This is a genomic window from Aliiglaciecola lipolytica (genome assembly GCF_018860635.1).
Lineage (GTDB): Bacteria > Pseudomonadota > Gammaproteobacteria > Enterobacterales > Alteromonadaceae > Aliiglaciecola > Aliiglaciecola lipolytica_A.
Genome location: NZ_JAHKPT010000030.1, coordinates 1 through 15,461 on the forward strand (window position 1 = coordinate 1; position 15,461 = coordinate 15,461).

At 41.4% G+C, this 15,461-nt stretch carries 11 protein-coding genes; 2 read left to right on the forward strand and 9 right to left on the reverse strand.

The window, feature by feature from the left end:
- Positions 1–645: 645 nt before the first annotated feature.
- From KO530_RS16440 to KO530_RS16475, 8 genes are all read right to left on the reverse strand, one after another.
- Complete coding sequence (locus KO530_RS16440) at positions 646–1,818, reverse strand: GAF domain-containing sensor histidine kinase (RefSeq protein ID WP_216049548.1); 1,173 nt, start codon at positions 1,816–1,818, stop codon at positions 646–648.
- A gap of 612 nt (positions 1,819–2,430) precedes the next feature.
- Complete coding sequence (locus KO530_RS16445; protein WP_216049549.1) at positions 2,431–3,015, reverse strand: c-type cytochrome; 585 nt, start codon at positions 3,013–3,015, stop codon at positions 2,431–2,433.
- Positions 3,016–3,036: 21 nt separating this feature from the next.
- Complete coding sequence (locus KO530_RS16450) at positions 3,037–3,486, reverse strand: cytochrome c (protein ID WP_252729333.1); 450 nt, start codon at positions 3,484–3,486, stop codon at positions 3,037–3,039.
- A 6-nt stretch (positions 3,487–3,492) separates the two neighbouring features.
- A complete protein-coding gene (locus KO530_RS16455) occupies positions 3,493–4,005 on the reverse strand; it encodes a methylamine dehydrogenase light chain (RefSeq protein WP_216049550.1) in 513 nt (170 codons plus the stop codon).
- A gap of 1 nt (position 4,006) precedes the next feature.
- On the reverse strand, positions 4,007–4,627 hold the full coding sequence (locus KO530_RS16460; RefSeq protein WP_216049551.1) for a redoxin family protein: 621 nt from the start codon (positions 4,625–4,627) through the stop codon (positions 4,007–4,009).
- Positions 4,627–5,166 (reverse strand): MauE/DoxX family redox-associated membrane protein, encoded by a 540-nt coding sequence (locus KO530_RS16465; protein WP_216049552.1) that lies wholly within the window; start codon positions 5,164–5,166, stop codon positions 4,627–4,629. The genes KO530_RS16460 and KO530_RS16465 overlap by 1 nt, the downstream gene beginning before the upstream one ends.
- The gene (locus KO530_RS16470) at positions 5,166–6,428 is read right to left on the reverse strand and encodes an amine dehydrogenase large subunit (RefSeq protein ID WP_216049553.1); all 1,263 of its coding nucleotides are present in this window, start codon (positions 6,426–6,428) and stop codon (positions 5,166–5,168) included. The genes KO530_RS16465 and KO530_RS16470 overlap by 1 nt, the downstream gene beginning before the upstream one ends.
- Positions 6,429–6,553: 125 nt before the next feature.
- Positions 6,554–8,845, reverse strand: a complete 2,292-nt coding sequence (locus KO530_RS16475) for a TonB-dependent receptor (protein ID WP_216049554.1) — start codon at positions 8,843–8,845, stop codon at positions 6,554–6,556.
- A 1,156-nt stretch (positions 8,846–10,001) separates the two neighbouring features.
- Between KO530_RS16475 and KO530_RS16480 the strand changes: the two genes are divergently transcribed.
- Positions 10,002–10,574, forward strand: coding sequence for a DUF2780 domain-containing protein (locus tag KO530_RS16480; protein ID WP_216049555.1), 573 nt, complete (start codon positions 10,002–10,004; stop codon positions 10,572–10,574).
- 213 nt (positions 10,575–10,787) lie between these two features.
- The gene (locus KO530_RS16485) at positions 10,788–13,895 is read left to right on the forward strand and encodes a DUF748 domain-containing protein (protein ID WP_216049556.1); all 3,108 of its coding nucleotides are present in this window, start codon (positions 10,788–10,790) and stop codon (positions 13,893–13,895) included.
- 97 nt (positions 13,896–13,992) lie between these two features.
- Here KO530_RS16485 and KO530_RS16490 read toward each other — a convergent pair whose 3' ends face one another.
- A complete protein-coding gene (locus KO530_RS16490) occupies positions 13,993–15,237 on the reverse strand; it encodes a beta-propeller fold lactonase family protein (RefSeq protein ID WP_216049557.1) in 1,245 nt (414 codons plus the stop codon).
- Positions 15,238–15,461 lie beyond the last annotated feature (224 nt).

The following is a 15,461-nucleotide window of genomic DNA, read 5'->3' on the forward strand; positions in this document are numbered from 1 at the left end:
TGCCATGGCCTAAAGGCCATGCTACAGGTTGGTTTTTTTGTGCCTGCGATTTGAGGTTTTACCCCATTAATGAATAGTTCACATTTGTAGGCGGGTGCTTTAGCCCCGTGATTGTGTTTTATGCCATGGCCTAAAGGCCATGCTACAGGTGTTTTTTTGTGTCTGAAATTTAAGGTTTTACCCCATTAATGAATAGCTCACATTTGTAGGCGGGTGCTTTAGCCCCGTGATTGTGTTTAATGCCATGGCCTAAAGACCATGCTACAGGTTGTTTTTTTGTGCCTAACATTTGAGGTTGCCATCGCTAATGATGAATAGCCCACTTTTGTAGGCGGGTGCTTTAGCCCCGTGATTGTTTATTGGTGCCATGGCCTAAAGGCCATGCTACAGGTTGGTTATTTTGTGCCTGCGATTTGAGGTTTTACCCCATTAATGAATAGTTCACATTTGTAGGCGGGTGCTTTAGCCCCGTGATTGTGTTTAATGCCATGGCCTAAAGGCCATGCTACAGGCGGGGTTGTATCTTCGAGGCTGGGCGCTGCTGCGCAGGTATAGAAACGGTGTTATTCGCTACTATTATAATTAAGGTATGTAAACAGCGATTAACCCAATGCAAATCAAGCTATCTTGGAGCAATCGTTTAATTCAAAGTGTTGCTTGAAAAGTAAAAACAGTTCTACTTTTATTGGAACTCACTGCTAATGTTCCATTGTGTGCGGAGGTAATTTGCGATGCGATGAACAAGCCTAAACCTAAGCCTCCAGTTTGCTTATTACTTTCATTTCGCCAAAAGGGCTGAAATAGTTTGTCGATGGTCTCAGGATTTATTGGTGCGCCCCCATTACTTACACTCAGTGAGAATATACCGTTTTCAATAATTGATTTAACTTCAATTATTTGTGTCGGATCGCCATGTACGATGGCATTTATTAACAGGTTGGACAGCAATTGAGAAATTCGTTCAGGATCACATTCAACCGAACCTACCATCTTAATATCGGTTCGAATCGTTCGCTGGGGATGTAAATCAGTCAGTTCAGAAATTGTATGCGCTAGAATATCTTGCAAGTTATTAACCGTCTTTACATTCAATTCTATGCCGTTGCCCATTTTTCCATGGGTTAAATCCATCACATCACTAATTAAACGCTTCATTCTAGTTGCACTATTGTCCATTCGCGCAAGTATTTTTTGAGAGGTATCATCTTTTATTTGCTCAATTAAAAAACTAATACCCATGGTTAGTGCGGATAATGGGGTCCTTAAATCGTGACCTAAAATAGCAATATATTGCTCTCGCAGTTTGGCGGCTGTCTGCTCATCAAATAAATTAGATTCGGCGTTGCTTAGTTTTTGGTTAACTTCAATCTGCCTAGAAATCAATTCAGCGAATGACTTAATTTGATGTTCAATTTCAATTGTTTTTAACTTTGCTGGTAAGGGGTCTAAACCGCATAGTGTGCCGAAAAAATTACCATCTTGACTGTAAATAGGAAAAGAAAAGTAACTTTCAAACCCATACATAATGGGAATTTCACTTTTGCTATAAATCGCATCGTTTTGAGCGTGCTCAATGACTATTGGTTGAGTTGACTTTCTAACCTGACTACAAAAGGTCGTACTTATCTCAAGCTCGTCACCAGGGTTGATATTAAAGTTAACTAGATCATGTACCGCGCATGTAGTCCATTTTTTATCTGTTACTCGCGCAATACAGATGAAGCGCAACCCTGTGGCTTCTGAGAGCATATTCATTATATATGGGACAGCATCGATAGACTGAATGATCTGAATATCTTTTTCAATTGACGAGTTCATTAAATACTCTTTACTTTGTGCTTTTGTGCGCGATAACTTTTCGCGACTAGCATCTTTTATTTAATTTGCCACGAGTGTGTCTTCACATTTTTATATGCAAATTACTTTAGCCTAGACACGCCATAGATTGTATACAAATAAGGCTCAATGTCGAGTTACTTCAGTACTGAGAAAATCTCTGGTTTTACTTATGATTTTGGTTCGGGTTAGCACCTAGCTATAAAAAAGGGCAACGGGTTTATAGATATTGTTTTACTAGCTTTTAGTCTACGTTCTCACTCATTCAAAAACAGAGAGTTCATTAAGTGATTTTTAAATAATATCTATACCCATGATTTTTTCAAAATCATCAAAATTCACGCCAGTAATGTAGTGCTTGAGCTTTGTGGTTATAAGAAGTGCGAAATAGTGTGAAAACAAAGTAATTGTGGTGATGTGCGGTAAGCTGCCTTATAAACGCTCGGTAATGCCCTTGGCCTAGCCGAATATGCTACAGGTAATAAAGGCTGTAGACGGGGCTTTAGCCCCGCGGTGGTGGTTTTTGTGTCTATGGCCTAAAGACCATGCTACAGGGGTGATTGTAGGTGGGTGCTTTAGCCCCGCGATTTTAATTTATTGTACTGTACCTATTTGTTCATAATACTCGGCGACATCTTTCATTTGTTGTTCGGTCAACTCGCTAGCAATGACGTTCATAATGATTGAATGTCTTTTGTTGCTACTGAAGTCTTTAAGTTGTTGTAAAAGATAACCTTTATTTTGACCGGCTAAATTAGGCCAGGTATCGTTAATGGTTTGGCCGGTCATGCCATGGCATGAAATGCAATTGGCGCGGACATTTTCGCCGGCCTGATTAATTGATGAAGCCGCTGCTTTTTCGAAGGGCAAGTCTGAATAATATTCTGCAATGTTGGCCAAGTCTTGCTCCGACATACTATCTAACAGGCCAGTCATTAACATATTCTCTCGGTTACCGTCTTGAAATGCGTTTAATTGAGCTAACAGGTAACCTTGTTTCTGGCCTGCTAAACTTGGCCATTCGTTGGCACTAGCAATGCCGTTTTCACCATGACAAGCAACACAGTTGGCGGTTAAGGTTTCGATATTATCGGCGGCAGAAGTTTGTGCAGTTAATAAACAAAAACTGACTAATAAAAATATATTAAGAGACACGTTTTTTAAGGAGATTTTCATCATTATTTTTTTCTCAAAAAGTGTTTAATTTATTGTGGTTGCTGATGTGCTGTTGGTTAAAATCTGGTTCAGCACCTTAGCTCTATGTTCAACAACTTCCATTAATGGTTCTTGTCGTAATGTTTCGACTTCTTGTTCGGTGTAGGGCACAAAGTCATCTGGAACACTGTCTTTTCCCATGACGGGTATCATCCAGTTCATCAACTCAGCAAGATCTTTGCTATTTAATGCACTGTTAGCCGCACCGGGCACTTTAATTAAGTATTCACGTCCAGCAGTGCTATTTAAAAACACGCCTACTGCACCCTGTAAATTCGGTACGTCCTTGCCGCCAGTGCCATCGCCTACATGGCAGCCCTGGCATAACATTTGGTAGTTAAACAATGCTCTAGCTTCATTAATGGCTTCTTCGGCATTGCAACTAAAGCCAAATAAACAACATAACCACAGCAGACGACTAAGATGTTTTTTCATCTACATTTACTTATCAAACGCGATACCAACCACGATTGCGGTTGAACAGTGATACACAGAACTGCTAGCACCTAAACACCAGTTCACGTCGTTAGATTTGTCTGAACGATATAATGGGCGGTCACCTTCGTCTCGTTGACATAAGCAGGTATTGCACTGAGTTTTGCCACAGCAATCGTTGTAAGAAATAACGTAATTACGGCCATCCACTGGGTTAGTACAAGTACCAATCCAGGTAATAGGTGACATTTCAGTACCCGGAGGGCAAGAATTAGTTGAGCCACCACAACATTCACACAAAAATCCGTCTACTGCACAGTAGCGCCAATAGTCACAACTTCCTGGATCACCGACTTCTTGCGGTAGTCCTTTGGGTTCGGCTGCTCTGGCAACGGGAAGCAATGGAATCGCACTTGCGCCTACTAAAGTAGCGCCAAGCTTTTTAAGCAATCCTCGTCTTCCGTTGGTTTGTGCTAACTCACGAGCCTTTTTTTCAAACATTCGGTCTAAAAATTTCATTTTATTTAACCTCCACGAACTGTTCTTCGGCTTGTTGGCCTTGCATGAAATCTTGGATTGACGCTATTTTTCGCTCTTTAGCTTCAAATAAGCTATCTAAATGCTCTCTGGAATTGATGATCCCCATAGATGCAACATTGCCTAATTCATCGATAACCACCGCATAGGGTAGTTTAGCTACACCGTATGATTTCCCTAACAACTCAGACACTATGTAGGGGTAATTAGAAAGTCCATATTGCTTCACAAAACCGGCGTGATCTTGTGTTTTTCCGTCACTCGCTAGGATTAAATCAATCCAGGCACTTTCAGATTTAGCGGCAGATTTCAGTGCGGGTAATAAGCTCTTACATACAGGACAATCGGGTGAAACGAAGAAGACTAATTGAGATTTGTTAGTCTTCGATTTTCCGCCCACATCTACCAAGGTAGAGGCTAATGTCTGAAGACTTAAATTAGGTGCAGGTTCTCCCACTTTTAAAGTCTGATTCATGGCTAAAGCACCAGCAGGAGCAACTCGCTCAAACAGCACACCTACTTGGCGAGTTAATGCGAATATTACAATCGATTGTAGAATAACAATTATCCACAACACGCTATTTGAAACAGTAATAAAGTCCATTAGTTGGTCCTCAGTATGGAGATTTTTTGTGCGTTAGCGACTAAATTCTCAATGCAAGAATAAGTTAAAATCAGAAATGCCCCTGTCATGAGTACGGCGAACCACAGGGAAGATGCAAAACCGGCAGAGGGCATTGTGCAGGTTAATACCAACGGCACTAATAGCGCATTTCTTATTATCAAAGACCAACTGACTTTTATGTGAGAATTCGGGCCACTGCATCCACAACTGATATCTCGTTTACCTTGAATTAGCTGAATAGTCATGCCAATAAGGTAAGCACTTAACAGTAAGGCAGCAACAATTGAGGCACTAGTGCGGCTCCCATCAAAGATTAGAGCCACTGCAATAACTAATTCTAACGAGCCCAGAGTGTAACGTAATGCAGATGCTAACTTTGTTTGAGTAACACCATAATCGGCAAAGGTCTGTTGGTAATATTCGCCATTATCGGTTTGTAATTTATGTATGGCGGCACGTATAAACAGCCACATAAAGAACAATGCAATAGCATCGGATAAAAAGTTTAACAGGTTCATTAGTAAGCCTTATGAATGACAAGTGGGGTGATGTTGCCAAAGTCACTTATGGTTTTAATAAGCTTACCAGTTCTTGGGTTAATAATGTCTAGATTCATTTCACCGTTAGAGACCACCAACATAGGTTCTTTACCGCGAGTCGCAGCGACGGATACCGCCCAGTTTGGTGCGTCGATTGTGGCAATGCGAGATTGGGTTTTAACGTCAAATACCCATATTTGCTCGCCGCCGTGAGTTTGCGATCCATCAAAACCGTTTGGATTCATTACCACATACATTAAACCTTGTTCATCAGTGTCGACTAGCGCCAATCCGCCAGGTCTCCATCCAGCTGCTTTTTCTTGCTCAGTAACAAGGCTCCATTTTCCTTGGTAAGTTGCTATCTCAGAAGATAAATCGATAGCATGTACATCCCCTTCAAAACTTGGGAAATAGGCAATGTTATCTATATGAGCAGGACGTTCAAAAATCGGTGTTTTATCAGTATCAAAAAATGGTGCTACGCGCTGTTGCGAAGCTTTGATGCCATTTTCATCTAGCACTGTGGTCAGCAAACTGCCATTACTACACAGTGATGTCACACTATATTTACCTGTGGGGAAGGGTAGAACACAACCAGGTGTGCCAACTGTATCAACCACTTCATGGGTGTCTAGATTAACCACTGTGAAAGATGCTGCAGGGCTAAAATTAGCGATATAGAGAAATTTCTCGTCAGCTGACAATGTGACAGCATCTCGTCTTGGCAGAGACTGCAGTCGAGTATGTTCTAAAGTGATTTCTTTGATAGGTGCTAAGGTCACTTTATCGTAGATGGCCAACACATCTATTTTGGGGCCTCGACTACCGCGACTGTGGAATGATTCAACAATATAGAATTCAGGTCGTGTTTTTGCCGCAGCAAAATTACCGAGCAAATTCTTATCCGCAGTACCTTTTATTCGTTTGGATTGTTTCGGCTCGTTTATGTCTAAAATGATGACTTTTCCGCCGAACATACTGGTAAAGCTTGCTTCGTCCACGAACATCCAGCTTTCGGGATATTGAGCGGGTAAAACTTCTACATTACCGGTTTTTTCAATTGGTAAGGGAGGTAAGCTGGGATCTATCTGTGTGCTAATTGCAGCATTTTCTTGGTGTGTATTTGATCCTTGAGCTGGCGCTTCTTGTGTTATTTCTGGACTTGTTGAACAGCCAGCCACAAGTACTGAAATTATGACGCTAGTGAGTAGTTTTGTAGGGGGCTTGATTTTCATAAACATATCGTTTTAATCCTAACCGCAGCAATGTTTGACTATTTACAATTTAACGGATGACCTCATTTTGCGTGAACGCTAATAAGGAACATCCGTTACTATGGTTTGTTACATCTACTTTTGGTGCCGTTTTAGTAGTAGTTGTATTGAATGTTAACACCTACCCATCTTGGTCTTGCGTAGAATTCTTGGATGAAACCGGCGCTTTGGGTGAAGTCAAAACTATACACTCTATATTCTTCGTCTGTGATATTTTTCACAAAAGCAGACACTTTCCAGTTATCATTTAGTTGATAGCCAACACGTGCATTGAATACGGTGTAAGAGTCCTCATTTGATATTTCACTATTGGTGATGTCGAAGAATTGTTCACCTTGATGATTGAAATCCAATTGCGCAGAAATCTCGTCTGTTGCTTGGTACCTAACGATACCATTCACAGTATATTTCGGTGCAAGTACCATTTCGCGATCTTCTACCGTTCCAACGCCGCGCACAACCACACTTTCAATTTCGGTATCGAGTAAACTAGCTCCTAGTTTAATATCCCAGTTGTCGCCTGGCACCCAAGTAACTTCAACATCAAGGCCCTGCAAAGTTGCATCAGAATTATTGATAAATTGACTTAATCCAGCAAATGTTAGAGCTTGATAATTCTTATAATCATAATAGAAAACACTGCTGTTTATTCTCACATCACCACTGGCTAAGGTGGTTTTTATGCCAGCTTCGTAGCTTGTCAGTTCTTCTGAGTCAAACGCTACGTCTTCTTCTGTTACGCCGTCGGTGAAGTCAAGAAATCCACCGTTGAAACCGCCACTTTTAAAACCATTGGCAATATTGAAGAATACCAAAGTATCTTTGCTTACTTTGTAATCAAGTCCAATTTGCCCTGAAATGTTATCATCATCAATGGTTGTCAGGCCTGCTGCAGCTGGGTTTTGATCAGTAAAGTTAAAATAGTAGTCGGTTCCAGGATAGCTTGTGTCACCAACTAAACCGCACACATCACCGGCCGGTATAAGACATGAGTTCACCACGGCATCAGGGTTTGACGTTGCCAGGTTTTGATAGTCCATGCTGCGTTCTTCAGACGTGTAACGTAGGCCAAGGGTCAAGGTTAGTTTATCGGTTAGCGGTTTCTCTATTTGACCGAATAAACCGTAGGACTCTGTGTCTTGATCATAGTCGATATCGTAGCTCACGAACGGCACTAAATCTGGACCAAATGTGCCTTCCGGCGCGCCAGTAATGGCATCGATAAGTGGCCCTGGATAGTTAATATCTAAATCAAGCGCACCTTTAACTTCATTTTCAAAATAGTAAGCACCTACAATCCAGTCAAATGATTCGGCTGAGCCACTTAATCTTAACTCTTGACTGAACTGTTCATTTTTAGATCCAAATTGCGGAAGTAGCCCACTATATGGGCCAACATCAGTATCTTCTTGATGGAGTTTTTCTACGTTCTCAACAGCTGTGATTGACGTAAATGTATAGTTAGCGTTTTCCCAATTTAGTTTTAAAGATAGGCCATCTGAATCTATATCCAACAGTCCTTGTCGATTGTATTCACCGGCGAAATTATCTCCATCTGTGTCAGCGTAACCATAAAAGTCGGAGGTAGCATTTCCTGCACCATCATCAGAAGCTAAATGCTGGTATTGAGGAGCATTGGTTTTTGATTTACCACCATGAACATTAAGTAGTGCTGTAAAGTCATCGGTAATATCAAAGTTGACCTGCAAGCGATAAGCGCGGCTGTCAGCTTCATTTGCATCTTCGCCTATTCTATTTTCAACGTATCCATCGTGATTATTTGAAGCTATTGCTAAACGGGCTTGAATGGAATCGGTTAAACTACCGCCTACTGCAGCTTCAGTTTTAATTTGATTGTATTCCGCCAAGGTTAAATCAAAAAGTACTTCAGTATCTTCAGTTGGCGGCGCAGAAATAAAGTGTACTAATCCGCCTGTGGCGTTTCTGCCATATAAGGTCCCTTGTGGTCCTCTTAATACTTCTACTCGTTCTAAGTCGAATAGTTGAAAGGTCAAACCTGGCATCGCTGATTGATATACATCATCACGATATACAGCAATTGGGCCTTCGTTGTTGTCATTAAAATCGTTAAGACCAACTCCGCGTAAGGATATAGAAGGGTTATTACCTTCACCCACAGGTGTACCTATATTCAAGCCAGGTGTTTGCGCAGCGATATCAACGCTGTCGGTCATATTAAGTTCTCGAAGAGCATTACCAGAAAAAGCGGTAACAGAAACACTGACATCTTGTAAATCTTGGGATTTTTTCTTTGCCGTAATTTGAATCGTTTCAAAAACGCTTTCGTCTTGCGCATAAGAAAATGAGGAGGTACCCATGCTTAACGTTGTGGCTATTGCGAGTGCTAGTTTATGCTGTCTCATGTTTCAATACCTTCCTAATTATTAATGTTTTTATATATGAACGGTAAGAACTCATCGCTGGGTGAGTTTCAATAAATTAATGTGTGTGTTTTCATTATTGGATAAAATACGTTATTTATTACTTGAATACTCACGTATAAGTTTAATATTTATACACAATAGCTATGGCGTTGTCAAAATAAAAGCTGATATAGAATGGAGCATAAAATTAACAATTCAGAAAAAATTCGATTAAGAATTGCAAAAAATAATGCATTAACAATCCATGGCCTAAAGGCCATGCTACAGGGTTGGGATTGTAGGCGGGTGCTTTAGCCCCGCGATGATGGTTTTTTGTGTCTATGGCCTAAAGACCATGCTACAGGGGGGATTGTAGGTGGGGGCTTTAGCCCCGCGATGGTGGTTTTTTTGTGTCTATGGCCTAAAGACCATGCTTCAGGGGTGATTGTAGGTGGGTGCTTTAGCCCCGCGATGGTGGTTTTTTGTGTCTATGGCCTAAAGACCATGCTACAGGGGTGATTGTAGGCGGGTGCTTTAGCCCCGCGCAGTTGCGCGACCTTCCATGGGCCTAAAGACCATGTTACGGGAAGAATGGCTCTTGTAGGTGGGTGCTTTAGCCCCGCGCAGTTGCGCGACCTTCCATGGGCCTAAAGACCATGTTACGGGAAGAATGGCTCTTGTAGGCGGGTGTTTTAACCCCGCGCAGTTGCGCGACCTTCCATGGGCCTAAAGGCAATGCTACGGGAAGAATGGCTCTTGTAGGTGGGGGTTTTAACCCCGCGCGGCGACCTTCCATGGCCTAAAGGCCATGCTACGGGAAGAATGGCTCTTGTAGGCGGGTGTTTTAACCCCGCGCAGTTGCGCGACCTTCCATGGCCTAAAGACCATGCTACAGGTGAGGGTTTTTATTTAGTATAAGCACCTCGGCGGTTAACCATGAATTTATGAGTGGAAAATAGACTGTTTTGTAAAGACAATCTTTACACTTCTGGTAAAGAATCAGCCGTCAAATCATGTTAAAATTTGCGCTAGAAATATCCATACATTAAGAAACTAAATTAACTTAAATTCTCAGGACATAACATGCATAAAAAGCAAGTTGTGTTTTTTTACATGTTTGAACGTAAAAAATGGGCTTGAATTAAAGGAATATTAAATGAAAACTTTATTAGCTTTACTCATCACGACACTGACTATTTCTACTAACGTATCAGCCAACGATACTGTGGATAAATTAAAGGGGTTATTAGGTAACACTGCGACTATCAATAACGAGTCTACCCTGTCTGAGTCGTCAGAGCAGACTCAATCACTTGATGTTTCAAGTTTAGTTAGTTTAGTCTCTGATAACCTAGGAGTATCTGAAACACAGTCGGAAGGTGGCTTAGCTTCAATTTTTGATTATGCTAAAAACAACCTTTCAGGAACTGATTACACTCAACTTGCGCAATCTATTCCTGGTTTGGATTCGTTGTTAGAAAACGTTCCCACATTAACTTCGGATTCATCTTCTAACAGTTCATCAGTTTCTGGTTTACTTAACAAAGCTTCTGAATACAGTTCATCTTTGAGTGCAATTAATGAATTAAAACAGCAATTTGAAGCGCTTGGTTTAGATACTGATATGATTGCCAACTTTATTGCGCAAATTAATAGCTACTTTAGTGAAGAAGAAGATACGCTATCTTTGTTGCAGTCTGGTTTAGGCAACATAATGACCGCACTCTAATCATTTTATTTGTGGGTAACGTCTAGCGGGCAACACTTTCGCGTAAGGTCCTAGTGGATATTGTTGTAATCCAAGATGTTACACGCTGTTTATAAGTTTAGGTTTTTACTACTCTCAGGCTATTTGTAACGCGCAATTTGTTTACAGTGCTCACGCAACTTTAAAATGCTAAGGCTATCTAAAAGGCTTTGGCAATATTATGAAATCATTATTATGTCCCTTAGAAATTTACCATCAGCATTTCGTAAACAGCCCAAGTGGTTGCGAATAACCACTTATTTGCTTTGCGCATATCTCACTTATGCTCTTATTTTGGGTGTGCTAACGCCATGGATTCTGCAATCCCAATTGTCGCAATTATTAAGTGACAAATTGCATCGTGTTGTCAGTATTGAAAAAGTGAGAATAAACCCTTTTTTACTGCGTATTCGCGTTTCCAATTTGGTTATTGAAGAAAATAAAAGTCACCAACCTTTTGTTAACGTTTCGCTATTTGAAGTGGATGCTAGCTTTTGGCAAACCTTGCTACATTTCACACCGACTTTGGAACACTTATCTATCATCGAGCCTTATGGGCATATAGCTAGACTCGCCGAAGGTGAACAGGCTCAATTTAACTTTTCTGACATTATTGATAGTCTAAATGAAGCCAATGCTGAAAAAGAACCCGTCGAAAAAGAACAGACTGAAATTCCTCCTCTTCGTGTGAATAGAGTGAATCTTGAAGGCGGACAGATTCGATTTTCTGATGATGTATCCAATACCAATATTATTTTTCCGAATCTGGCTTTTGAGGTAACCGATTTCGACACTCGCGCAGCGACATTTAAACTAACTGAACAACAAAATACCGCAACCGAAGACAATCATTATAACGTTAAGATTGAAACCTCTGAAGGCGGCTCCATTGGGTTCGCTGGTCAAGTTCAATTGGCACCTTTTGAGATCAAAGGCAATATAGCACTGTCGGCGATAGCCCTTGCACCTTTGTGGCCTTTATCAAATGACGTCATTGAAGCAAGGCTGACAAATGGATTATTAGATTTCTACGGGGATTATCATTTATCAGAAGGACAAGAAAGTCTTCGCTTTCAGGCTAATAATACGCAGCTTACTTTATCTGAACTGACAATATCCGATTTAACTCAGCCAAGAATTACAGTGGCCGAAATCAACATACACGACCTTAGTTTGGACACAGACACAGAACAAATTGATGTGGCTGAAGTTATTATTAGTAAACCCTGGATTGACGGAAACCTTGATGAGCAAGGCTTGGATTTACAAGCTATGTTTATGCCATCATCAATCGCAACGACAAAACAAACCTCTTCTTTAGCTGAGCAGCAAGTCAATACTCAAACGAGTCAAATTGACGAATCCAACTGGCGAGTCATTTTGCAATCTTTCGCGCTAAATAATGGGGATATTCAGATCAATGAAAGTCATGTTTCTAAGGGCATGCATTGGCGAGTTTTTGATTTAAATGCCACCACTGGTGTTGTTGATACAAGTTTTCAGCTACCTATCGAGTATAGCCTAGATTTAGGAGTCGGTGGCGAGGTTAGGGGGTATCCTGAACAAGCTTCTGGTTACCTTAGTAGCGATGGGAAAGTCAACGTATCTTCTGAGCAAGTTTCTGGTTCTTTTGAGATTAACCAGTTTGCGTTAAGCCAACTTCAATCCTATTTGCTTCCCTATGTAAACGCGATCTTGCAAGATGGCGCCGTGGGGATCTCAGGGACATTTGAGGCGGGAACTGCGAGTCCAATCACCTTCACAGGCGATGCCAATATCGCCAACCTGACGGTGATTGACGGACTACAACAACAACCCTTACTTAAATGGCAGGATATGAATATCCAAGGTATTCAATATCAGTCACTGGAAAATCAACTTTCAGTACAAGCTGTCATGTTCGATAAACCCTACACCAAGTTCATTATTCACAAAGGCAAACAAACGAATATTGGCGACCTTCTGGTGCAAAATGCTTCAACCGAGGCTGATTCCGCGCTGGTTGCAGATGATGCTTCACCACCAGAGTCAGCGGCGCAAGCAGGGACTGAAGATACTCAATCTGCCTCTAATAACATCGCCATTAGGATTGACGATATTAGTATCAATGATGGCAGTGCTTATTTCGAAGATAATTCTTTAAGAGCCCCTTTTGCTTCAGGTATCGAGGCATTGAACGGAAACATAAAGTCACTTTCCTCCACGCCAGATACCACTGCAAATGTTAACTTAATGGGTAAAATTGATGGTTACGCACCAGTGATTTTAAAAGGGGAAGTTAACCCTCTTATTGAACAGATTTATCTGGATTTAAATTTCTCTGTTGACGGTGCAGAACTGACCTCAGTTAATCCCTATTCAGGTACTTATATGGGGCACTTTATTGATAAAGGATTACTGTCACTAAATGTGGAATATAAGCTCGAAAATAACCAGCTAGTGGGTGACAACAAGATCGTTATCGACCAACTCACCTTGGGGCGCAAAACTAATTCGGAGCAGGCGGTTAATCTGCCCCTATCCTTAGCCATTGCATTATTACAGGACTCTAACGGCGTGATTGATCTGGGAATGGAAGTATCTGGAGACTTAAATAACCCGAGCTTCGGTTTTGGTTCAATCATATTCAAAGCCCTTGGCAATATCATCACTAAAGCGGTGACAGCCCCTTTTTCCTTATTGGCAAATTTAGTCGGTAGTGAAGATGAGCTGAATAAAGTGACCTTTGCCGATGGCTCTGCTGAGCTCAACGAAGCGGCTTCACAAACCCTTCAAACCTTAGCCGCAGCCTTGGCAAAACGTCCGGGGCTGAAAGTCGATATTGAAGGCTCGGTGAACGAAGTGACGGATGCTTATGAGTTGGCTGAGCAAAAGTTACAAGCCAACCTTCTGGAAATTTCCAAAAAAACATCTCTTCCTGAAGGTTTTAGTCCATCTACAGTGCCACTTTCAGGTCCAATTGCAGATGCCTTAAGAACCCTGTTCACTACAGCTACAAATAAAGAGATTGAAGAACAAAGAAAGCTGATAAAGGCGAGATTGCAAGAAGGAGATAGCGAGAAAATCGTTCCAGAGGAGCAATTAGAGCAAGCGTTAATGATTACGATGTACAATCAAGTTCGAAGCACTATCAACGTTCCTCGCCATGAATTAGCTAAACTTGCTGAAGATAGGGCCAAATCGGTAAAAATGTTTTTAAGTGAAAACGGAAGTATTGATCCCAACCGACTGTTTTTACTCAACAGTCGCCAACATTTAGCCAGTGCTGAAAGTGGTGTAACACTTACGCTGAAAGCCAACTAAGCAGTTAATCTCTTGAAATTTATCAAACTTGCTCCTTATCTGCATGGGCAAGCTTGATAGTATCCAGTGTAAAAACAGTATTATTCGCCTAGCGCCTTTAATCGCCAACAAACCCAGTGAGCACAAACTTCTGCACCCGTCTGCCTGTGCTTACTTCTGAGGTATATAAATTACCATCGCTGTCTACAACTACGCTGTGAAGCCAGGTAAATTGGCCAGGATAGCGTCCGGGACGTCCAAAGCTGCCTAACACTTCATAGGTGTCGTGCCACAAAATCCATATGCGTCCATTCATCATATCGGCGACGTACATGTACTTGTTGTCAGGTGAAAAGTCGATATCTGACGCGGTTCCTAAGCCACCAGTATCGCCAGCGATAATAACATCTTGAATGAACTGAACTTTTCCTTCTTCATCAGCTTCGAATACTTGAATACGATTATTTCGTCGGTCACAAACATAAATTTTGCCGTCAGTTGACTGTGTTACACAATGCACAATGTCGCCAAAACTTTTTGCTTTAGTGCTGGTGTTTTCACTGTTGCTGGTGGCTTGTGAAACGTCGAATGCCCCTTGTCTTGTTCCGCCTCCAGGTTCGCCACCATAAGCTCCCCATAATTGATCAAAACTGTTGTCATTCGTGTCAAAAGCAGTAATTCGTTTGTTGATATAACCGTCGGCAATAAATACTTGATCATTGATGCTGTTATGGAAAATATCAGCTGGATTCCCCAAGGCATCTTGGCTCAAATTTCCATCGGTTTTACCACGTTGGCCATACTGACGAATAAATTCCCCTTGCGCGGTAAAATTCAATACAACGTGGTCATCTTTGCCATTTCCACCAAGCCAAACTGTATTATCTTCATCAACGTAAAGGCCGTGAACGGTAGCGGGCCATTGATTAGTTCCGGCTAAACTCGGCGCTAGTTCTGGACCCCCCCAAGCCTGAAGTAATTCTCCATCTGGTGAAAATTGCATAACATGTGGGGCAGCTTCACAACATAAGCCTGTGTTGTTGGTTAAACCTAAATCTAAGCCACTAAGTGAGTTAGGGCGATGTAAAATCCACACGTTATTCTGTTTATCTACGGCTAGACCTGGTACTTGTCCCATTAACCAAGTTGCTGGCATCTTGGGCCAGCTCGCATCGACACTGAATTGCGGAACTTTATGATTTGGGCTAGTTGCTGGGTAGCGTTCAACCGACACCAAACTATTTTCAGTCGTTTTAGTAAGCTTGGATGGTTCAGCTTCAGATACGCCACAAAAAAGAGAAAAAAGGCTTAACCCAAGTGCTTTTAATCCCAGTTTGTTAGATGGTAAATATGATTGAATCATCTCTGCGCCTATTAATTCTATGGTTGATTTAAATGCAAGCAAACTACAGCATATTACTTAGTGACTGCTTAAATAACGGTCAGCTTGCTACCTGACATCATCCTAGGTAAAAACTTATGCTAATAAAATTACTTTACGTCGAAATGCAGATAATAGAAGACCTAATTCTAATCGATACTGGTCAATGGCTGAATTAGATCATCGAGCCTTTTTAAGCTAGGCTC